This is a genomic window from Paenibacillus sp., assembly GCF_048976745.1.
GTDB lineage: Bacteria > Bacillota > Bacilli > Paenibacillales > Paenibacillaceae > Paenibacillus.
In genome coordinates this window covers 84,493-107,079 of sequence record NZ_JBHGUU010000007.1, presented here as the reverse complement: position 1 = coordinate 107,079, position 22,587 = coordinate 84,493, and the positions used below count along the sequence as shown (strand labels likewise).

The following is a 22,587-nucleotide window of genomic DNA, read 5'->3' as shown; positions in this document are numbered from 1 at the left end:
GTACCTGTGTACAATAACGTAAAGATACAGGACAAGGATGTGATCTGATTTATGATTCGTACACTCGCCATTACAAGAGAACACCAAGTCTCCGTTAACGTACCACTTACACAGTTGGATCTGAATGATTACGCCTGGGTATGGGCGGATTTTAACCAGCCAACGGAAGAGGAAAGCTGTTTGCTGGATACATATTTTCATTTTCATCCATTAGCCATAGAGGATTGTCTGCATGTGTTGCAGCGGCCCAAGCTCGACTATTATGATAATCTGCAGTTTCTTGTGCTGCATGCACTGAACCCGTCCACACTGGAAGCCGAGGAGGTTGACTTGTTTCTCGGATCTAACTTCCTAGTGTCTTTTCATCATGGCGTATTAGAGGAAGTGGATGAAGCGTGGGAACGGTTGTTGCACCATGCACATGAACGAACCATCTGGGCGCGAGGTCCAGTGGCAGCAGCCTATACCGTGATGGACAAGTTGGTCGATCATTATTTTCCGTCTTTATTTGCGATTGAGGATGAACTGGCTGAACTGGAGAACCGGGGTGGACAAGAGTCCGTTGAGGACTTGATGAACCAGGTGTTTGATCTGCGGACTCGATTGCTGAAGCTCAGACGAACGGTAGTACCGATGCGGGATCTGCTCTATCGGGTGGTCAATTCCCAGCATGTGCAGCGAACAGGCGAACATACGGCTTATTTTACCGATATCTATGACCATTTATTGAAGCTGACGGATATGATTGAAGCTGATCGGGAGATGACAGCCGATCTGCGTGACAGTTATATTTCCCTGAACTCCAACCGGATGAACCAGATTATGAAGACACTTACGGTGATTACGACCGTATTTATGCCGCTTACGCTAATCGCCGGTATTTATGGCATGAACTTTGCCTATATGCCTGAGCTTCAGTGGAAGTTTGGGTATGGAGCGGTGTTATTGTTCATGTTTGTCCTTGGCGGCAGCATGGTGGCCTGGTTTGTGAAGCGGGGATGGTTCAAGTAGAAAATGTGATACCTTATGACTCCGATTGCAGCTTTCTTTCAGAAGGCTTAGAGTCAGGCGTTTCGGTTTTCATGAAAAAGGCCACTGAGCAAAGATCTCGGGCAGTAATAGAACTGTCGGGAGAAGATTGCCAGGTGGCCTTTCTGATTCTTCTGTAGATGTGCTAGAAATTATCTATCCACATGTGAATAAGTTTTTGCTGAAACGAGCTGTGTATAACTTGCGAATCCTTTCGGTTACTCCACTTCAAGGACAAAAGAAGTTGTAGCTGCCGCTTGACCATTCACCACAATTGTTAGCGTATGTAGTCCAGCATAGTATTTTCTCGTTGTAATGATTTTGAACGATTGTTTGGTGGCTACCTTGGTTCTGCCTGTCGGGTACATTTTATCAGAGCATTTGAATCGTTTGGGAGCCTGTTTGCCGTTTGCCTTCATATAACCCATCTCATATTCAATTCGCAGCATCTGTGACTCACCGCTTTCATTAACAACATCAAACGAGAAATGAAGATCCTCGCCAATGCCAATCGTATCTTGGACAAGCTGAAGCTGCTCAATGTGAATTGAATCCTGCTCGTTATAACCAAAAAGACTTAGTGCTTTAGGATGTCCTTTCTTCAGTAATGACCTGCTGGCATGCCGGACAATCCAGTCTGTGTGTGCATGTTGTCCGTACCAGGTCGTGACCAGATCCAGTACCAGTTCGGGGTGGTCCTTGGAGATGTCATTCAGATGATTGGCAACACTTTTGCGAACATAGAGGGACTCGTCCTGTTTCAATGCATGCAGAATCGGAAGTACAGGTGTTGGATCAGTGATAAAGTTCTGGAGTTTGGCACCCCAAGGCAAACGTGGCCTGCTGCCCTCACTGGCAAGTCTGCGGATATGCTCGTTGTTGCTATCTGCCCAAGCCATCATATGTTTCATCGTTTGGATTGGATATTGTTTAATAAACGGGCGTACCGCGAACTCGGAGCTGGAATAAGGTGTGAAAAGGGTCAGATACTTCATGGATAACTCGTAATCCTCTGGGTCAAGTCCGTTCACTTCGATGAAATCCGGTACAAACAGATATTCAACGCCTCTCATATTCGGAGCGGCTTGTTCAATAATGTGTAATGCTTCCTCATAATTGTCGGGCAATACTGCAGTCAAAGCCAGTGTGATTCGGCGAATGCGCGCTTTGAATTCCAACTGTTCCCAACCTTCAGCGAAAACCAATTCGTGAAATTGCTGTGTATCCAGCTTCGGGTAGGATTGACGCAAGAGTTCACCGGTCCGATCGATTAATGCGGGAGTGTATTTGTCTTTGATAAGTTCCATGGTCCGCCTCCTTCTGTTATTATCCAGTATACCTCAAATTACAGAAATAAGAACATAGGTTCCTGAAAATTTTGATATATTAATGAATGGTGTTAAGGCACCCACCTTTTGTATGGGGGTGCCTGGATAAAATTTAACCTTTGCGACTTTTGGGACGGCGTTTGGTGGTATTGGATTTGCGGCGGACTGGAGTTGTATTACGGCGACGTGGAACATTCGTTGTTTTGTTCCGACGTTTGCTTTTGCGTCTCCGGGGCGGTGTATATTCTTCATAGTCTGCATCAGCTGCGCTGTTATTTGATTTTCCTTTTCCAAAAGGCAGAATGCCCATAACAAGTTTCATCATCGGAGCCATCTGTTGGATACCACCGACAACCTTCTGCATTTTGCCTATTCCACTCATGATCCCATCAATACCGCCGAAGCGGTCGATCATTCCTTTTAACTCACCGAGGTTGGCTAATGAAAAGCTGGAACTGCCCGTAGCAGGCGCCGGTACCGGAGCTGGGGGAACAACCTGAGCTGCGCCTCCATACAAGTTCCCGCCAGCTATACCTTGCCCATAGGGTACGACTGCAGATGCTTCGACTTCACCGAAGCCTGGGTAATGTGGCTCTACTCCAGGGTACATCGGTTGAATCTGAGCTTCATTCAAAGACCGCGGAACCATACCGGGCGGCATATAGGCAGAAGTACGTGCCTGCCGATGAGCATGAGAAGACGGACGTTGCCCTTGTGCTGGCTGGCGGTGATAATAATGCTGTGGCATGAACGATCACGTTCCTTCTATATTGGATTTCGGAATTGCGTTCCACAAGTTTTATGACAGATGTACATCATATACGGTAGTGGAACTCCCTTTTGTTATACTGTATGTCATTCGCGGAGAGACGGCGTAGGCGGGTATCCCGAAAAACGGGATATTTGCGGATTTGGGCGCATGGTATGATGGCAGGTTCCCGGAGAGTGAAACACAGTTTAGACACAAAATTGTAACATTTAGCAGGGGTGAAATCCTACATAAGTAATCGGATATATACAGGTGAAAACTGGGAAATAGCGCGGAAATTTCGCTCGATGTACGCGAGGGGAGGACAATAGTACCTTTTGTAAGCGGTAACATGTATTTTTATTCTGTAGTGCGTGAAATCGGTAACGCTTGAAATACCAACTCAGGGTGAGTACAATGTAGGTACACAGTAACCGCTAGGGGATGATGATGAAATGCAGCTGAAAAAGCTAAATGATAAAAGTATTGAACAACTATTTGAGGCTATTTTGACGCTAAAAGATATTGAAGAGTGTTATGTTTTCTTTGATGACCTCTGCACCGTAAACGAGATCCAATCCATGTCCCAGCGGCTGGAAGTGGCTCGCATGTTGGGTAAAGGCAATACGTATAACCAGATTGAAGCAGAGACAGGTGCGAGTACAGCTACAATTTCACGTGTCAAACGCTGCCTGAATTACGGCAATGATGGTTATAAAATGACGCTGGAACGCCTGGGACGCTAACATGAAGAAGCCGGGTGTACTCATCATCAGTCACGGTTCACAGGAGCAGACCTGGGTGGAATCCGTCGATGACGCGATCTCCCGGTTGAATCTGCCTATTCCATTACCAGTAGAAGCCGGTTTTCTTGAACTTGTGGAAGGACGCCTGATCCAGGACGGTATCGACCGACTGGAAGGACAAGGTGTAACCGATATTTTGGTCGTACCTCTATTTGTTTCGTCCGGGAGTACACATGTGGATGAGATTGAATATGCCATGGGTGCAAAGGAAACACCTGATCGCGAAACGGATCTGGAACCGTTCGATGTGAAGGCTAGGGTTCACTTCGGTTATCCAGTGGATAATGATCCGGATATTGCCGTGATGGTGTGGGACAAAGTTCGATTGCTGTCGCAGCAACCGGAGGAGGAAACGATTCTACTTGTCGGACACGGGAGTATTCATGATGGTTTTCGTCAACGTTGGGAAGCCGGAATTTCTTCCCTTGCAGAGCTTGTGCAGGAAGTTAGTGGTGTAGCCCATACGGATTATGCGTTGCTGAATCCGGAGAGTGTGTACGATAAAGTGAAGTACTGGAGTGAAGAGCGGGGGAACCGAGTTATTGTGGCGCCGCTGTTTTTGAGTGCCGGTTACTTCACAAGGAACGTAATCCCGGACCGGCTGAAGGAACTGGATTATGAATATAGTGGTGAGACGTTGTTGCCACATCCATTGCTTGGGCAGTGGCTGGAGCGTCAGATCCAGATTTTGCTGGAGAGATGTAATGAGGTTGAAGCTTCTTCTTGAAGTATATCAAAACCACGTCGAAGGACGTGGTTTTTGTTTGTTATAGATCACTCGAACGAGAATTAGGTTATCCATTAATGGGTGCGTGCAGTTGCAGATGTAGTTCCAGTAAATTTATTAATTGGTCAACGATCTCCTCGGCCGGATAAGGCATGGAATTCATAATCCACCACTCCAAGAGACCGACTGCAGCGGAAGCAAGAAACTGTATGGTAATCTCTCTTTTCATACCTTCCTGGATGCCACAGGCATCCATTTGTTCCTCCACTCCCTGAACCAACAATGTCATCAACTTACTGCGGAACGCGGGAATACCTTTTTTAGTTAGAAGTGTGGTATAGGTCGTGGCATGCTGTTCCAGATAACGGAAGGTCCGGAGCAGTGCATCCTTGGCGGTAACGGGTGTTGTAGTAGAGTTTTCGATCATACAGGCATCCAACAACTGCTGCAAATAGGTCTCAATGCATTGATCCAACAGATCGAACTTGTCAGCGTAATGCAAATAGATGGTTCCTCGGTTTACATTAGCTCGATCAGCAATGTCGTTTATCGTAATTTGCTCGAAATCCTGTTCCTCCAGTAACCCCACAAAAGCTTCGATTATCGCCTTTCGTGTCTTGAGTACTCGTCTGTCCATGGCCCCTCCTATGATGGTGTTCAACAATAAGGAATCATTCGTTGATTATTCAACAAAAACGGATATTTTAGCGATTGAAGCACGGCAGATGCTTTGATACTCTTATTTTATCAACAAATGTTCATAAAGCAACGAATATTGCTAAAATATGAAATAGAGGGATAACCAATGAAGATATTAGTGTATGGGGCAGGTGTTTTGGGCAGTCAACTGGCGCATATTCTCGTGCGCGGCGGCAATGATGTCACTATTCTGGCTAGAGGGAAGCGGGCAGAGGAGCTGGAGAAGGATGGGATCGTTATCCGGCATGTTTTTCAATTCAAAACGACAGTTGATCCGATTCGGGTAGCCAGAACGTTGGAGATGAATGACCAATATGATCTGATTTTTGTTGTCATGAAATATAACGATTTTCCTTCTGTGTTACCTATTCTGGCAGAGAATCAGAGTAGCAATATTGTGATTGTGGGAAACAATGCAGATGCACGAAGCATGCAAAACTTTTTGGAGGAAAACAGTAAGGTGGCAAAACAGGTCGCGTTTGGATTCCAGGTGAGTGGAGGAAGGCGGGACAAGGACCGCATGTTATCGATCGGTGGAGGCAGCGGACAAATGGTGATTGGCAGTCTGGACGGTGATATAAACTTTAAACCTTTGCTGGATCAAGCTTTCCAACATGTGAAATACAAGCTAAATGTTCTGAGTGATATTGATGCCTGGCTGAAAAGCCATATTGTGCCGATTCTGATGCTTAATGCGGTGAGCTTTAATGAGAAACGTGAGTTGATCAAGTTGGACGGGAACAGAAAACAAATCCAACTTATGATTGGGGCGATGGATGAGGGTTTCAGCGTTCTTGAGGCTATGGGCATAACGATAATACCGGAGATTCAGGCTAAAATGATTCGCAAGCATCAACGGATGTTGTACCTTCTGTTGAAGATCTATAGTGTGCTTCCGGTTCATAAGCTGGTCGCGGGTTCTTTTGGAGAGATTGAGGCGTTAAATCATGCATTTACCGATTGGAAAAAGACAACAGGCATCCCGACTCCCCATTGGGACGTGCTGAAAAGAGATTTTACTATCCTATAATGAAGTGAACTCTTGCTCATTGACCCCATAACGACTACAATAAAACCAACTAATAAAATGGGGATAAGGTGATATGAGAATGAGGGAAGTGCCCATGCGTTATGTGAAAGCGAACCAAGTCGGCATTGTATTGGCTGTGTTACTCTCGTTTGTGTTCAATCCACTTGTAGTTCTGGGCGCACTCTGGATCATTCAGGTGGTTGGTCTGGCTTCCAGTGGCAAGCTTAATCTGTTTGTGCTAATTGGGAAAGTTGTGTTGACTGGTAAAGGGACAGAGACGCAGGCGGTGGAACTGCAGCGATTCAACAATATTCTGGCTGTGCTCTTCCTGTCTCTGTCACTCATCTCGTTCTCGGTTGGCTGGGTAATCGCAGGTTATGCCTTCTCCGTCATGCTTCTCGCGGCTGCAAGCGCGGCTTTACTGGGGTATTGTGTGGGCTGCACGGTGTATTTCTGGTACAAACAGCTGCGTGCAGGCAGAAAAATCGGATTTTGAGGTTGGCTGAAGAAGTGATACAGGTATCCGGGATACTACGATACCTTCATAACGAAATCCCCCTCAAGTGAGCTCTTCACATGAAGGGGATTTTCTTTTTTTATCTTATCTGAACCAGGCTTTATTTAAATTGTTGGTGAAATTGTTATCGTTGAAAGGCACGTTGGCACTGCCAAAGTCCGTGGTATTGAGCGCATTTCGTGCCGCAGAAGTCAGGTCGTCCCATCCGATTAAAGGTTGTGTTCCCCCGACAACGTTGGTGACGCCAAGCTCATGGTTCAGTGGCCAGGTACTATTATAGGAAATTAACGGATGGTTACCTTGTGTATTGGTATTGCTCGGTGTGACGTTGGTGAACTGTCCGTGACCGGAATACGCGATGGAGAGGATTTGGGGATTGGCCGCTGCCGGATTATCTACCCACACGACGATACCTTCCCAATCATGACGATGGCCGAGTCCAGGGGAGGGGGAGTCTTTGGGAAAGTACCACGAATACATGATGGCCCACACCCCATTGTGCCAGGCGGAACGGGAGTAGATCTGCCCTGTATTTGAGCTACAGTTTCCATTCGATGACCCGGATGTATTCAAGCCAGCACTGGTATTGCCCTGTTGATCCACTGCGGGGAAAGGCACACAACCATGGTAGACTTTCAGAAAAGGCTGAAAACGCTTGGCTGCTTGTTGTGTCACGGTGACTGGGGAGACTTCCTGAAATCCGACAACCTGATCATGATTAATTGCTGCTGCTTCAACTACCGTGACCCAAGGAATACATGCCATAAGCGAAACCATGAGCATTAACACGATTTTTTTCATTCACAATTCTCCTTCACGGGTATGATGTGTTGCTAAGTTGAGGGTGCACTAAAACTATATTGGAAAAAGGTTTATGTTATTTATCTTTTCATCTTAAGATTTGTAAATTTGTAGCATATCTATGTCATAATCATATGAAGATCATCGAAATCGAAGACTAATTCCTGTCCAATCGGGTAGAATGGTTGATTAATGAGACTATTTTACATAAAAGGTAGTGGGACAGATTCAGGATTGGTGCAGGAGGTTTATTGGGTAGTGGAAGAATCTGTGGATACATATATGAAAATATATACTTATAGATTGCAGGCTAGGACATCTTTACATTTGATGATATGATAGGAGTTAAAGGCTTTGGAATGAGACGGAATTCCTGATGCATAGATATAGGTAAGACGAAAGATTAGAGCAGAATGAACGGAAGTTCATTGTTGTTTTAAAGATTTTCCTTTTTGTGGACTGATGCAATGTAAAATTATGAGGCCGTATAGACTCATGGATAATGTGGAATAGGTGGCGTATGAGATGAAAAAAGCTCGCTTAATATATAATCCGACCTCAGGCCGGGAAGAAATGAAGAAACGTCTGGCTGATATTTTGCAGCGTTTGGATCAAGGTGGAATCGAAGCTTCATGTCACGCAACAACGGGTGAAGGTGACGCAACCCGCGAAGCTGAACTTGCGATTGAACGCGGATATGACATGATTATTGCTGCTGGTGGCGATGGTACATTGTACGAAGTTATCAACGGCATGGCCGAGCGGGAGAACCGTCCTCCGCTGGGTGTGTTTCCTTTGGGAACGACGAATGATTTTGCACGTGCACTCGGCATTCCGAGACAGTGGGAAGATTACGTGGATCTAGTCATTAACCAGCAGCTTCGCCCGCTCGATCTGGGCAAAGCGAATGATAAATATTTTATCAACATCGCGGGTGGCGGCTCATTGACTGAACTGACCTATGAAGTACCGAGTCGTCTGAAAACGATGATTGGGCAACTGGCCTATTATATGAAGGGTATTGAGAAAATGGCGAGTCTGTCTCCTCAGGAGCTGATTATTCGCGCCGACGGTCAGGAAGAGATTCATGATGAATTCATGTTATTCCTCATCGCCAATACCAATTCGGTCGGGGGATTTGAGAAGTTGGCTCCAGGTGCAACCATTGATGATGGTCTGTTCGATGTCATTTGCGTGAGGAAATGTAATTTGGCTGATATGATCCGCCTCGTAACGCTTGCGCTGCGTGGGGAACATCTGAACGACAAGAAAGTGGTTCATTTCCAGACGAGTCATATGGAAGTTACGTCACCGGGATATGTCCAACTGAACCTTGATGGAGAGTTGGGTGGAACATTGCCAGCTACATTTACGAATTTGCGTCATCATCTGATGTTGTATCGTTAAATACTAAAAAGAAAGAAGTGAATGTACGTTGTCTAATACGAACCGCAGCGGTCGTGGAAAAAACCGCCGGAATTCGGCTGCCTCTCAGGGGCAAGGGAACGCTTCAGCGTCCCGTCAGCCAAGTCAATCATCTCGTCCATCACCACGTCAGCAGGGAAAAGAGGTGCGGCCACAAGGCGCATCTCTTTCTGCCGTTCGTCCAAAAGGGAGAGCGCGTGAATCTGCACCAATTGAAGGTCTGCCCGTTAGCAAAAATGAAGAGACCGTCATCGACATCATTGGCATGAACCATGACGGTGAGGGTGTAGGTCGTGCGAATGGATACACGCTCTTTGTGCAGGGTGCGCTTCCAGGTGAAACTGTACGTGTGCGCGTATTGAAGACCAAGAAGCAGTATGGCTATGCCAAACTGCTGGAGATCGTGAAGCCAAGCCCGGATCGTGTGTCCGCGCCTTGCCCGATCTATGATCAGTGTGGCGGCTGCCAAATCCAGCATATGAGCTATGCCGGACAGCTTGCGTGGAAACGCCAGTTGGTGGTCGATAATTTGCAGCGGATTGGCAAGTTGAACGTGATGGTGGAGGATGCAGAGACGTTGGCATCCAACGAGCAGGATGATAAAGAGGGCGCCGAACAGCGTGTGCAGGATGACGCCACAGTTGGTGATGCAAATCAGACAACTGGACCGGCTACATCTGAAGTGCAAATGATCGGCAGCAATCGTATTCGTCTTCGCCTTGAAGGTGTCATGAACGAAGAAGATACGGAGCAGGGCATTCGCGTACTGCCTACGATGGGTATGGACGAGCCATGGCGCTATCGGAATAAGGCACAGGTACCTATCGGTGCAGCCGAGGGTGGCTTGGTAGGTGGATTTTACGCTAAAGGAAGCCATCGGATCATCGATATGGAGAGCTGTCTTATTCAGCATGAGCATAACGACGAAGTGGTTGCGAAGGTGAAAGAGATCGGCAGTCATTTTGGAATCAGCGCCTATAACGAAGAGACAGGTCGCGGCCTGCTGCGCCATGTGGTTGTGAAGAAGGCGTTCCGTACAGGCGAGATGATGCTTGTTCTGGTTACGAATGGTCGAGATATTCCGTACAAAGACGAATGGATTGGCAGTATCCGTGAAGCCATTCCGCATGTGGCGAGCATCTGCCAGAACGTGAACAAAAAACAGACCAACGTTATCTTTGGCGATGAGACCCGCGTTCTCTGGGGACGTGATGTCATCTATGACTTTATTGGCGATGTGCAGTTTGCGATCTCTCCGCGTTCGTTCTACCAAGTGAATCCGGTGCAGACGGAAGTGCTGTACGGGAAAACGGTAGAGTACGCCGGACTGACCGGCAAAGAAACCGTAATTGATGCCTATTGCGGCATCGGAACGATCTCTCTTTTCCTGGCGCAACATGCAGATCAGGTGTACGGGGTAGAGATTGTACCTGAAGCGATTGAGGATGCTCGCAGCAATGCGCTCTTGAACGAGATGCGTAACGTGAAGTTTGAAGTTGGCGCATCCGAGGACGTTATTCCACGCTGGAAAGAACAAGGCATCGAAGCTGATGTCATCGTTGTCGATCCACCGCGGAAGGGCTGCGATCCACGTTTGCTGGAAACGATCCTAGAGATGAAGCCAGAGCGGGTTGTGTACGTGAGTTGTAATCCGAGTACGTTGGCACGTGATTTAAGAGTGCTGGAGGATGGCGGGTATCGCACGGTTGAGGTAACGCCGGTGGATATGTTCCCGCATACGGTGCATGTGGAGTCGGTTGCGATGTTGGTATATAAGGGTGTGTTATAGACAAGCAACTAACCCCAAGAGTTTATGCCCTCACGGTAGACAGTGAAATGAATTGAATACTGTTGACTAGTGGGGGATTTTTTTCACCTAAGGAAGGAGAGAACTTTACCAACTATAGGGAGAAGAGAAAGAAGGTTTCAATATTCTGATACTGCTTGATAATTTACTATGCAGCAAGGGAATAGTTGTAACTTGATATATGAATTCATCTGGAATATTTTGTGTGGAAAAAATGTTTTCAAAGTAATTGGGGAAAAAGTACAGGTTCTATAATTTAGAATGAAGAAGGATATGTGAGATTCCATAGTTAATATGCTTTCTTAAAAATTATCTTTTTATATATAAGTTTTTATGATTTTACGACTCGTATCCTTGAAAGTTTTCTAGAGAGATGTTAAGCTGCTTATATAAGGAACGAATGTTCGTAGGCAAGGAGCGAGATAAATTATGAGGAATGATAAACTTTTAGCAGTTGATTTGTTCTCCGGGGCTGGAGGCTTAAGTTTGGGATTTTTACAAACAGGACAAGTACAAATTGTTGCCGCAGTAGAAAATAATAAATATGCGCAGAAAACTTATGAGAGAAACCATAAAGGTGTGAAGATTTTCAATGATATTATAAGTCTTAATGACGATAAAAACAACTCGTTAGAACAAATAATGAGTGAATGTAATAAATTTGGACGAGATCGTGTGGATATTGTTTTTGGGGGACCGCCATGTCAAGGTTTTTCAAATGCGAACCGACAAAAGACAGAATTAATTTCAACTAATAATCAGTTAGTCAAAGAATATGTAAAAACAATTGAAATGCTAAATCCTGATGCCTTTGTAATGGAGAACGTAAAATCTATGAAATCTGCTAAGCATAAATTTTTTTATTCATTAGAAGATAAAAATTTGGTAGAGAATCTAGGATTGAATCTTATTGAAGAAAAAATTGCTATAGGGAAAGAAACAGAATTAACAGAAGAATTGATAGTGTTTCTAAAGGAGAAAATTTTAGAAAAGGCTGATCTATCTAATTATATATTAAAGGACAAAAATGTTTTTTTAAGATTAAGACAACTTGGAAGAAAAGAGAAAGACCTTAGTACCTATTTGGTGAAAGTGGAAATTGAACTAGAGAAAATGTTCTTTAGATGGGAAGAGCTACATCAAGAATTATGGTCCGCTAGATATATGGAAAAATGGAGATTACTTCGGGAACAAATACAAAATAAAGGTCTAGATCAATCAGATACAGATTTAATCATCAGTTATCTAAAAGAAATAATAGAAGTTCAGAGAATTTTGATGAGAACGAATGAAATCATATCAAATAATATTGAGATAAAAAATATAGTAACTATAAATAAAGTTGTATATATTCAAGTGCAGACATATGGAGTTTTAGATTATTTAGTTGCTAAATTTAGAGAGCTAGGGTATGTTCTAAATGAAAATCATCTCATTCTAAACGCGGCGAATTTTGGTGTGCCACAGCTTCGAGAAAGATTATTTTTAATTGGTGTTAAGAGTAAGTTTGTCTTAGAGCAAAATGTTGAATTACCTAATCCAATCATACACAATCCGGATCAATTTTACACAGTAAAAGACGCTATTGAAGATCTTGAGGAATTGACCCCGTATACAATTATGGATGCAGACAGTCCGCTTGAGAAGTCGTTATCTAAAAAAACTAATCCTTTGATACAATACTTGAGCGGCAGTGTAGATACAGTAAGAAACCATATCATGACTGAAACAAGACAGACAGCACTTGATAGATTTAAAATGTTAGAACCAGGACAAAACTTTCATGATCTAGATGAATCATATAAGCAAACATATTCTAATCCAGGGAGAACACAGAATACAGTTTACCAACGTCTTCATTATGACAAGCCTTCTGGAACTGTATTGAACGTAAGAAAATCAATGTGGATACATCCACGGAAAATACGAGCTATCAGTATTAGGGAAGCTGCGAGAATTCAGTCTTTTCCTGATTATTTTATATTTGAGGGAACTAAAGATTCACAGTATCAGCAGATTGGAAATGCTGTTCCCCCTCTTTTGGGGAGAGCAGTTGCGGAACAAGTGCTAAAATATATAGGGATATCTGAGATAGAGCTATTAGCTGATATTATAAAACCGAGGGAGACAATTTCAACTCCATAAAATATGTAAACTGCATAGCCTTCATAAACTGAGGCCCAATAGAGAGTACTTTGAAAAAAAGTATCCTCTATTGGGTTTCTTTATATCAGTTATACTCACTAACAGGGATGTGGTAGTTCTTGCTTCACCTGATGAGATGACATCAGCTACTCGTTGTGGAATCTTGGAACAAAATGATGATATTTATGGGTATGATTTGGGTTTCTGTCGTAAGACTACATCATTCTTTCGATGTAGAAGTTAACTGTTTTTACTTTATAATTTTATTAGAGTAATATAAGAGTAAAAAAGCTAGGTGGAAATAATGTCTACAATTAATACACAACCGTCTGCAGCACCTGTAATTCAAGCTCTTAGAAATATTGGTTATAATGCACAAACTGCAATTGCTGATATTGTGGATAATACTATTGATGCAAAAGCCGACAGTATTCACATTGAATTTGAATATGATTTAGGGAATGGTTTTATAAAAATAGAGGATAATGGAATAGGTATGACAGATGCAGAATTGCAACAAGCAATGACGATTGGCTCAAAGGATCCTAGAGACAAAAGGGCTAAAGAAGAGCTTGGGCGTTTTGGAATGGGATTGAAAACTGCCTCGTTTTCAATGGGGAAACGATTGTGTGTCATTTCAAAAAAAGATGAAATAATTTCTGAGCGTTGTTGGGATTTAGATTATGTCAGTGATAAGAATGAATGGCTACTGTATAAGTCAATTCCAAGTGACATTAGAAAAAAAATAGGACAAGTACTAGGGAATAGCGGAACTATTGTTTTTATAGATAAACTAGACCGATTTTCTGGCTCCGGTACTCATAAAGTTTTGAGACAAGAAAGCTATTATTCCAAAGTCAAGCGCATACAGATATATTTAGAAATGGTTTTTCATGTTATGTTAGAAAAAGGATTATCAATTACAATTAATGACAATAATTTACAATCTTGGAGTCCATTTCTAGAAGGGAACCCAAGACGTATTGAAGGGGAGGAGCAAAGTATAAGAGTGAATAAAAAGTTAGTTAGAGTTACTCCCTATGTATTACCTCATCCGACTACTTTTAATCAAACTGATTATAAATATGCAGGTGGCGTAAAAGGATGGCGCGATCAACAAGGCTTTTATATTTATAGGGAAAACAGAATGGTTAGTTTTGGTGATTGGTTCGGTATGTTTCCAAAGGATGTTTCCTCAGAATTAGTCAGAATTAAAATTGAATTTTCAAATGAGGCTGATGACGACTGGAAAATTGATGTTAAAAAATCCACAGTTTCTGTTCCTGATGATGCCAAAGAAGATTTACAAGCGATAGCAAAATATTATAGACAGATTTCACAGGAAATAATGTTGTATCGCACAAAAGCTAATCGGTCAGGAGAAAAAATCAAAGGGACTTTAAATACTTGGGAATTTGCAACTGATGATATTAATAGTACATATATTTTAAATAAGACACACCCTATACTAACCCAAATTCTTAAGGCTGTTGATCATGATTTAAGAAGAAAGATTAATGTATATCTTAAACTAGTCGAATTAGGCTCACCTAATAACCTCTTAAAGACTTGGAATATGGTGAAAAAAGAAGGACAACAAATTGATGACAAATCAAAGAAATTAGTAATTGATTATGCGGAAATTTTATTTAGCACGGGCATAGAATTAGATATTGAAAAAGTGGCAGAAACAATTTCTATGATGGCTGGTTTTGAAGGTATAGAGATTCATATAATTAAAACTATAATTGAGAAAGAAGTGATAAAGAATGATTCAAGATATTAGACGTGAATATTTTGGTGTTGTTGATAACTTATACACCGCCTTTAAGAACTCAGGTTTTGATAATCCGATTCAAAAAGCAATTGATGCTGCAGAGGGGCAAATTATAAAGATTTACGGCAAAATGGACAAAAGTGAGCTAGAAAGTTTAGCCTTAGAAACGTATTTAAAGTATGACAATATAAATGTGCGTAAAGCTTACACTATGAGAAGTAATGAAAATGAACCATGGTTTGAGAATACACATCCTAGCTATTCATATTTTTGGCCGCGTTATGAAAAATACTTGAAAGAGTTTAAGTACTGGTCTAAACCGACGATTGACAGTATAGATTTGACGACAAATGAAATCTTGAAGAGCATCGGAGATCCCAAAAGTAATAAAAACTTCGATAAGCGTGGGCTAGTATTAGGATATGTACAATCAGGGAAGACAGCTAACTTTACAGGCCTAATTAATAAAGCATTTGATATAGGGTACAAATTAGTAATTGTGTTAGCAGGTATGCACAATGATTTACGTGCTCAAACGCAGTTGCGTTTAGAAAGAGAAGTTGTCGGTAATGTCGATATAATCACTGGTGAAAAAAAAGGGGTGGCATTAGTTAAAACGGGGGGGACACAAATAGAGACCTGGACTACCGTGCAAGATGACATATCTACTAATAATGCAATCGGTATTAAAAATTTAGATAAGCCAATTCTACTTGTAGTAAAAAAACAAAAAGATGTGCTACCTAAATTAATAGAATTGTTAAGCAAAAGTATTAACCTTTCACAAATGAGTCCACCAGTATTAATCATAGATGATGAGGCAGATCAAGCTAGTGTTGATTCGTCTGGAAAACATACTGATGATCCTAGCAAAATTAATCAGCTAATCAGAGAACTTCTAAGTTTGTTTAATCAAAAATCCTATGTCGGATATACAGCTACGCCATTCGCTAATCTACTAATCAAAGCAGATGCAAACCATATCGATGTAGGGAAAGACCTCTATCCAAAAGATTTTGTTAGCGCATTACCTAAACCTGAGGGTTACTGTGGACCAGATGAATATTTCAATACAACCGGTTATAAAGAAGATAATAAACCGATGTTTATAAGGCACTTAAGCTCAGAAGATATAGCTATTTTAGATAGTATGAGAACAAAAGATGATGCGGGGTTATTTATGGAAGTTCCCAAATCTATGCAGGAAGCTATATTAGCCTTTTTACTTTCAAATGCTATTAGAAATATAAGAGGTCAAACTAGCGACCATAAATCAATGCTAATCCATACATCAAGACTTACTGATGTTCAAAACTCTATGTGCAGTGTTATTAATCAGTTCTATAAAAAATTATCCAATGACTTAATTTATAACTCGAAAAGTGAATATATAAGTAAACTTCAAAAATTGTATGAGGATGATTTTTTAGAAGTACAAAATAATTTCAATTCGTCACAACAATTCAGCAGCATTGCTTGGGAAGAAATCTATAAACAAATCAAGGTTGTAGCAGGCAAGGTTGAAGTGATGGAAATTAACGGGGAGAGTGAAGATGCTCTTGAGTATGATAAATACAAAGAAAATGGATTGTACGTAATTGCAATTGGAGGGAATAAATTATCACGTGGTTTAACATTGGAAGGTTTGACAATTTCCTACTATTATCGTAGTAGTTCTATGTATGACACATTAATGCAGATGGGACGTTGGTTTGGCTTTCGTACCGGCTATATGGACTTATGCCGTATTTACACTAGTGAAGAAATTGCAGAGAATTTTGAATATCTTGCTGTTGTCATGAGTGAGTTAAGAGAAGAATTTGAAAAAATGGTTGAGTATGATGTGACACCAGAAGGATATGCAATAAAAATGTTATCACATAAAACAATGACAGTTACGAGTCCAGCAAAAATGGGTACGGCTGAGTCTCCTATAACATACACCGGAACCATGCAACAAACACGTAGCTTTGAAAAAAACAAGGAATTTTATAAAAAGAATATGGAGGCTACGGTTAAGCTCATCAATAATGTTGAACAAGATTTTAAAACGATTAATAAAATGACCAAGTACCATATTGCTAAAGATGTTCCTAGTGAAGTTGTTATCGATTTTTTGAAAAAATATATAACTATTTCTTCAGCAAGAATAGTTAATAGCAAAAAAATCGCAGATTATATTAGTAAAATGAATAAAGAAAACCTGTTAGAAAAATTTAATATCGCTGTAGTAGATATAACACAGGATACATTGAACAAACAGAAGGCTATTGATAATGGAATTACTCCTTGGAAAGTTAGTTTAGGGAAATTATCGATTGAAAGTGCTGTTGTTCGTAGTATTGATCAGGATAAAAGCAAAGGGATAGGTATTGTAGACCTGGGTGCTATTGTTGCAGCTAACCAAGAGTTTATTGATTTTGAAAATCGAACTAAAGATAAAAGAGAAAATATAAAGTTAAGGATGAACGAAAATCCGCTTCTTTTGATTTATCCCTTACATCCACAAGTAAAACCATTTAAGAAATTGAATATCGATTTCAATGAAAATCTAGTGCCTATAGGGCTGGCATTCTCATTTCCAGATATAATAAAAGTTCCAGGTGAAGACCTCGATCCAATAGAACGAATTAAGAAAGAAGGGGTTTATATTTACAATAATACAGTTGGAAAGGATGGTTCTGTTGATTAATATCTCAGAAAGATTTAAGTTGCTGATCGAGCAGTCAAAAAATGAGGAGTCAAGTGATATTTACCGCTTAGATCCAGTATACTTTCAAAAACCATTTGTATTAATTGGGATTGACTTACTAAATTTTCAACGACGTATTTATATAGATATTACAGATGAAGATTGGGATGAAGATCAATTGAAGTCTTTCCCGAAATGGAGAGGTGTTAACATAGGGCAAGAATACTTTTCACGAATTGGACCACTAAAAGATAAAAATTTTTTAGTGGTTTCTCAGAATGTAGAGGACAGTGAAGAGATTTTTGAACGAGTGCTACAAAATTTAGTGGATCATATTTTAAATGAGGAAGAGCTACCGTTATATACAATAGTATATGAAGTTTTAGATCGTTGGCATAATTTCTTTAAGAAAAAATGGGATGCCCAATTGACACTTGAAGAGGAAATGGGACTATTTGGTGAGCTTTATTACATTAATAGATGGCTTGAATTTTTTTCTCAAGAGCCACCTTTAATTATTGAAAATTGGAAAGGTCCGTTAAAAAATCGAATAGATTTTGTAAGTAAGAATATCGGAATTGAGATTAAAACAGTTGCACCTAAAATTAGAGATGAAATTAAAATTTCGAATGAAAAACAATTAGAACTTAATCCAGTTATAGAAACATTGTTTCTATACGTATTAAAGATTGAAGTAAATGATTCGGTAGGTAAATCGCTTCAATGGATTATTGAAACTATAAATGAACAGCTAATTGATCGAGCACCATCTTTAGCAGTGAAATTCAATGATTTGCTCGTAGAGAGTGGTGTAATAAGCGAAGATTATGATAAAAACAACTTTTTTGTACATGAGGAATTAGCATACATTGCAACCGAAGAATTTCCTAAATTAACTTCAAAAAACTTACCAATAGGTGTTACTAATGTGTCATATTCAATTGATTTATCACATTGCAAAACGTTTATGGTCTCGATAGAAGATATGTTCAATTTGAATAAATAAGGATGAGAATAATAATGAATGAGAATAAAAGAAAACGAGACTTCTTTAATGAATTTATTAACACGGTTGAACAAAAGGGGCGTGTGATAGGAAGCCGGCAAACGCCTTTTTTGCAAGAAGTATTACCATTTATAAATTCTGAGGATGAACCGGCGATTATTTATTTTGGTAAAAAAGAGTCGAAGATTCAACTCAATGGTTATTTATTTCTTGAGGATATTAATACTTTAAATTTGTACGTAGTGGAATATGAGCCGTTTTTCGAAGAAGGTGAGCTCCCAGTGGCTAACATGACGTTATTGAAAGAATATGCGAATAAAGCGAAGCGCTTCTATACAAATGCAGAAGGAATTCTGTATTTATCCGATCGTTCGATGGAATATTATGATGTTACGAAAATGATTTTAGATAAAAAGGATGAAATTGAAGAAGTCAATATTTATGTGATTACAAGTAAATTTTATCTTTCGAATAAGCCTATAGATTTAACTATACCTGGTGTAGAAACAGTTAATGTACATATTTGGGATATGGATCGCATTTTCAAATTGTCAGAAGCTGAACAAGGTATACAAGAATTTGATATTCATTTTGAATCGGAATATGGTGAAGCCTTACAAATGATGCATGTGCCAAATAACACAAAAAAAGGATTAATAGAGTGTTATGTGGGGGTTGTTCCTGCAAAACTCTTAGCCAAACTATATGATGACTGGGGACCTAAATTAGTAGAACGAAATGTACGTTCCTTTTTACAAGCACGCGGAGGCACAAATAAAGGGATACGAGATACATTAAAAGATACGCAACAACGCGAATTATTTATTGCATATAATAATGGTATTTCAAGTGTTGCAAAAGCAGGGGATATTGAACAAATTGGCGAGTCTAATCTCTATGAAGTTAAGAAGCTAACAAGTTGGCAAATTGTCAATGGTGGTCAAACTACAGCCTCTATTCATCAAGCTTATAAAAATGATGTTGATTTAGAAGGAGTTTATATACAAGCAAAACTCACTATTATAAATGTTCCAGAAATAAGAGAGAATAATGAGCTTCAATTGGATAATCTCGCGCTTGAGGATGAGATGATAGCTAAAATTTCAGAATACGCTAATACGCAAAATAAAATCAATAAATCAGACTTACTTGCAAATACTCGTTTTATGTCAGATGTTGAAAAACATTCTCGTAACGTTTGGATTCCTACACAAGATAATCGTAAAGAAGAGTCTAAATGGTATTTTGAACGAGCACGTGGCCAGTATATGGTTGATATTAGTAGGCGTTCGAAGGGAAAGGAACAAACTGCTTTTAAAAAAATGTACCCATCAGATAAAGTAATAACAAAAGTGGAGATGGCAAAATACTTTATGTCTTGGGAAGGATATCCGCATGTATCTAGTAAAGGTGGGGAAGAAGCCTTTAAACGTTTTATGGATATGAATAGCCAATATTGGAAACAAAGTGCTGTTACAAATGACGAAGGTGAAGTAACAAAAAGTATTTTAAATGTTGATAGCGACTACTATAAGCAACTTATTTCTAGGAGAATTATAAATATATTCGTAACTAGAATTGTTGAAAGTATGAATTTAAAAGGTTATAGAGCAAACGTGATTTACTATACAGTAGCAATGCTAAGTCATTTGTACGGAAAAGAAATAAATTTAATGGAAATATGGAGGCAACAAGATCTTTCTAATAAGTGGGAGGATATTGTACGGACGATTGCTAATAATGCTTTAAATTATCTAAAAGAATCTGCTGGTGATCAAAATGTTACACAGTGGGCGAAAAAAGAAGATTGTTGGAGAGGATTTATTAAAGAATCAGCAGTTGTGCTAAGTGGGATAGTTTAGTGAAGGAGCCGTAGACATAACTTAACTGAATAAATGAAGGTAAAGCCTTCATTATAACAACATGAATATCTAGTGTTTTGCTTGTTAGAAACGGCTAGTTAAACGTGTCTTTTCGCTAACTTAGCGAGTACAATGGTTATTTTCTACTATACGAGGGAACAACGATAAGAGGGACGAATATATGACTAACGTTTTAGAAAATCTAAAGTATTTAAAGAAAGATATGGAAGCTAAGGGCTGGGTAATTGACTCGTTTATTTTTAGATATAATGACGAAGACTTTATCGTACTAATAAAGTTGTTTGCGGAAAATGAAAAAAAGAAGAATGCTTACGCGTTACTGAAATTAGAGTTTTTAAGACTGACTGATGTGAATATTAGTTTACAAGTGGAAGCAAATGCTGCTAAGTTATTTGTTGATGCAAAACCACTTAGAGAGTACTTTGGAATCAGTTATAGTGAAAATCTTGGAAGTATACTTCAACAATTTATGGAATATTTTTCGAGGTTTATTCCTGTAGAAGTTATTGATAAAAAAAATGAGGATCAATTGAAAGTAATGGTATCTTCATTGAGTAAAAGTGACTCGGAAAATCCTAACAAATTATATTGCTATCAAGTTAGAAGAAATGGAATCAAATCTGATGGGAGTTTAGCTCAAAGAAGCAATTTCAACGATAATAAGTCTAGAATTTTACGCCCATTCCTATATGAGAAATTTAAAAACGAAAAAAATATTAGCTTTTGTTATTCAGCAAAACAAAATGAGGAGAGTACCGATGAAACAATCTTAGCAAATTATTCGAATAACAAAAAATGACTTTTAGTACGCTTTTAATTGTCTTATATCTATGTTAGTAATTTGTTTTGATAACGTATGATTCACATGTATTTCTCAAAACCAAACTCAGTTCAAGCTTCGTTTATTTAATTTGCCAATATAACATTGGGAACAGACTCTTCATGTAGTACCTAGTTGCTCTGAGGTAACATCTCATCACACGTGAAGTTGATGGCGATGTTGGTTAAGTAGAATCTGTAACAAGGAAAATTGGGAGATTGGTACGAAAAGAAGACGCGAGCACAATCTTAGTTAAATTCAATTATTTCGTTTTTTCATTAATTTACTGCAAAATGCACGACTGCACTATATAACACTTTATTGCGAAAAGGGTCAATAGTCTTACTTCTTCCTTTCCATCTATAATGGAATATGACCTTATGAGTGAATACAGTCACATCTTAATTTATTCTACCGTCAACACTCATTCCATGTGGAGTCTGTAGCGATGTTGGTTAGAAGCTAAACATAAACATAAGGGGTTCGAGAATTGATACATGATTCTCGAACCCCTTCTTGTCTTTTTTTTCAATACCACCCATTAACTACAGTATTCAAAAAAACTCCCCACCTTTCCAGGCGGTCATTAATACACATGCATACTCGTACCAAGCACGGATTTGTTTTGTACGGAATTACCGGATAGATATACCTTTTGCAGATCAGGCAGCTGGCTCAGGGTCTCTATATTGGAAATGGCATTGTTCTCGAGATGAAGCTCTTCTATGGCCTGCCAGTTACTCATGAACTCGAGAGAAGCCAAATTGCTGTCTTGCAGAGTGAAGGAACGTAGAGCGGACAGTTTGGCAAAGTAAGGCATCATTTGGTCAACTTCAATAACAGAGGTGTTGTTTATGCTGAAATACGGCTGCTCTAAGGTTAAATGTTCAAGCACGCTGTTCTCCGCGGCCGCCTTTTGTTCAAAGTTCAGCCTGCACTCGGAGCACATCAGAGATTTCACCTGATTTAAACGAAATAAAGCATCGCTCTCCTTGTACAGTGATGAGTCGTAAATGTTTAAGGTCTCTAGGCGGGACAAGCCGTCCAGTGCGGCAAGACGGGTTAGTTCATCGATCTCCCAGAGCGAGAGTTGCTCCAGTTTCGGGAATTTCCCCAGCGCAGCCAAGTTCAATTCCCCACTTCCGCCACGGAGCGTCAAACTGGTTGTAGTCGGGGCCTTTAGCCCGGGGAGAAAGGAGGTTGGTATTTCCACTCGCTCTACTTTAGGCAATGTCAGCGCTTCTGCATTCTCGTAGTAGCCGGACAACGTTAATTCCTGCAGAGAGGGCAGACTGTTTATGGCTTTTACCGAACCAAGCTGACTTAGAGAAGCCAGGCGTAGTGTAG

At 40.2% G+C, this 22,587-nt stretch carries 18 protein-coding genes; 13 read left to right on the top strand and 5 right to left on the bottom strand.

Going from position 1 to position 22,587, the window contains the following annotated elements; genetic code table 11:
- The first annotated feature begins 51 nt into the window (after positions 1 to 51).
- Complete coding sequence (corA, locus tag ACE3K2_RS14585) at positions 52 to 1,011, top strand: magnesium/cobalt transporter CorA (RefSeq protein WP_421891476.1); 960 nt, start codon at positions 52 to 54, stop codon at positions 1,009 to 1,011.
- Between the two features lie 236 nt (positions 1,012 to 1,247).
- Here the strand turns inward: corA and ACE3K2_RS14580 are convergent, their stop codons facing one another.
- Together ACE3K2_RS14580 and ACE3K2_RS14575 are read right to left on the bottom strand one after the other, a co-directional pair.
- Positions 1,248 to 2,336 (bottom strand): DNA alkylation repair protein, encoded by a 1,089-nt coding sequence (locus ACE3K2_RS14580; protein WP_421891473.1) that lies wholly within the window; start codon positions 2,334 to 2,336, stop codon positions 1,248 to 1,250.
- A 133-nt stretch (positions 2,337 to 2,469) separates the two neighbouring features.
- On the bottom strand, positions 2,470 to 3,105 hold the full coding sequence (locus tag ACE3K2_RS14575; RefSeq protein WP_421891470.1) for a tyrosine protein kinase: 636 nt from the start codon (positions 3,103 to 3,105) through the stop codon (positions 2,470 to 2,472).
- A gap of 455 nt (positions 3,106 to 3,560) precedes the next feature.
- Here ACE3K2_RS14575 and ACE3K2_RS14570 point away from each other — a divergent pair, with 455 nt between their 5' ends.
- Entirely contained in the window at positions 3,561 to 3,851 is a 291-nt protein-coding gene (locus ACE3K2_RS14570; protein WP_017690665.1) for a YerC/YecD family TrpR-related protein, read from the top strand.
- A gap of 1 nt (position 3,852) precedes the next feature.
- A complete protein-coding gene (locus tag ACE3K2_RS14565; RefSeq protein ID WP_421891465.1) occupies positions 3,853 to 4,638 on the top strand; it encodes a sirohydrochlorin chelatase in 786 nt (261 codons plus the stop codon).
- A gap of 67 nt (positions 4,639 to 4,705) precedes the next feature.
- On the opposite strand, the gene ACE3K2_RS14560 is transcribed toward ACE3K2_RS14565, so the two are convergent.
- Positions 4,706 to 5,275, bottom strand: a complete 570-nt coding sequence (locus ACE3K2_RS14560) for a TetR/AcrR family transcriptional regulator (protein ID WP_421891462.1) — start codon at positions 5,273 to 5,275, stop codon at positions 4,706 to 4,708.
- A gap of 168 nt (positions 5,276 to 5,443) precedes the next feature.
- Here ACE3K2_RS14560 and ACE3K2_RS14555 point away from each other — a divergent pair, with 168 nt between their 5' ends.
- Both ACE3K2_RS14555 and ACE3K2_RS14550 read left to right on the top strand, forming a co-directional pair.
- Entirely contained in the window at positions 5,444 to 6,367 is a 924-nt protein-coding gene (locus ACE3K2_RS14555) for a ketopantoate reductase family protein (RefSeq protein WP_421891459.1), read from the top strand.
- A 73-nt stretch (positions 6,368 to 6,440) separates the two neighbouring features.
- Positions 6,441 to 6,863: a DUF4395 domain-containing protein gene (locus ACE3K2_RS14550; protein ID WP_421891456.1), complete on the top strand. Its 423-nt coding sequence runs from the start codon at positions 6,441 to 6,443 to the stop codon at positions 6,861 to 6,863.
- 105 nt (positions 6,864 to 6,968) lie between these two features.
- Here ACE3K2_RS14550 and ACE3K2_RS14545 read toward each other — a convergent pair whose 3' ends face one another.
- Positions 6,969 to 7,685, bottom strand: a complete 717-nt coding sequence (locus ACE3K2_RS14545; RefSeq protein WP_421891452.1) for an NPP1 family protein — start codon at positions 7,683 to 7,685, stop codon at positions 6,969 to 6,971.
- Positions 7,686 to 8,210: 525 nt separating this feature from the next.
- Here ACE3K2_RS14545 and ACE3K2_RS14540 point away from each other — a divergent pair.
- The 8 genes from ACE3K2_RS14540 to ACE3K2_RS14505 all read left to right on the top strand — a co-directional run bounded on the left by ACE3K2_RS14540 (position 8,211) and on the right by ACE3K2_RS14505 (position 21,219).
- Positions 8,211 to 9,092 carry a diacylglycerol kinase gene (locus ACE3K2_RS14540; RefSeq protein ID WP_047840512.1) on the top strand — a complete coding sequence of 294 codons (882 nt, stop codon included), beginning with the start codon at positions 8,211 to 8,213 and terminating at the stop codon, positions 9,090 to 9,092.
- Between the two features lie 28 nt (positions 9,093 to 9,120).
- Positions 9,121 to 10,899 carry a 23S rRNA (uracil(1939)-C(5))-methyltransferase RlmD gene (rlmD, locus tag ACE3K2_RS14535; protein ID WP_421891449.1) on the top strand — a complete coding sequence of 593 codons (1,779 nt, stop codon included), beginning with the start codon at positions 9,121 to 9,123 and terminating at the stop codon, positions 10,897 to 10,899.
- Between the two features lie 447 nt (positions 10,900 to 11,346).
- Complete coding sequence (locus tag ACE3K2_RS14530) at positions 11,347 to 13,062, top strand: DNA cytosine methyltransferase (RefSeq protein ID WP_421891446.1); 1,716 nt, start codon at positions 11,347 to 11,349, stop codon at positions 13,060 to 13,062.
- A gap of 304 nt (positions 13,063 to 13,366) precedes the next feature.
- Positions 13,367 to 14,848: an ATP-binding protein gene (locus ACE3K2_RS14525; RefSeq protein ID WP_421891443.1), complete on the top strand. Its 1,482-nt coding sequence runs from the start codon at positions 13,367 to 13,369 to the stop codon at positions 14,846 to 14,848.
- A complete protein-coding gene (locus ACE3K2_RS14520) occupies positions 14,832 to 17,531 on the top strand; it encodes a Z1 domain-containing protein (protein WP_421891441.1) in 2,700 nt (899 codons plus the stop codon). The genes ACE3K2_RS14525 and ACE3K2_RS14520 overlap by 17 nt, the downstream gene beginning before the upstream one ends.
- The gene (locus ACE3K2_RS14515; RefSeq protein ID WP_421891439.1) at positions 17,524 to 18,537 is read left to right on the top strand and encodes a PD-(D/E)XK motif protein; all 1,014 of its coding nucleotides are present in this window, start codon (positions 17,524 to 17,526) and stop codon (positions 18,535 to 18,537) included. The genes ACE3K2_RS14520 and ACE3K2_RS14515 overlap by 8 nt, the downstream gene beginning before the upstream one ends.
- A gap of 14 nt (positions 18,538 to 18,551) precedes the next feature.
- Complete coding sequence (locus ACE3K2_RS14510) at positions 18,552 to 20,399, top strand: AIPR family protein (protein WP_421891436.1); 1,848 nt, start codon at positions 18,552 to 18,554, stop codon at positions 20,397 to 20,399.
- 181 nt (positions 20,400 to 20,580) lie between these two features.
- Positions 20,581 to 21,219 (top strand): DUF6037 family protein, encoded by a 639-nt coding sequence (locus ACE3K2_RS14505; RefSeq protein WP_421891433.1) that lies wholly within the window; start codon positions 20,581 to 20,583, stop codon positions 21,217 to 21,219.
- 607 nt (positions 21,220 to 21,826) lie between these two features.
- Here the strand turns inward: ACE3K2_RS14505 and ACE3K2_RS14500 are convergent.
- A complete protein-coding gene (locus tag ACE3K2_RS14500) occupies positions 21,827 to 22,507 on the bottom strand; it encodes a leucine-rich repeat domain-containing protein (RefSeq protein ID WP_421891430.1) in 681 nt (226 codons plus the stop codon).
- Positions 22,508 to 22,587 lie beyond the last annotated feature (80 nt).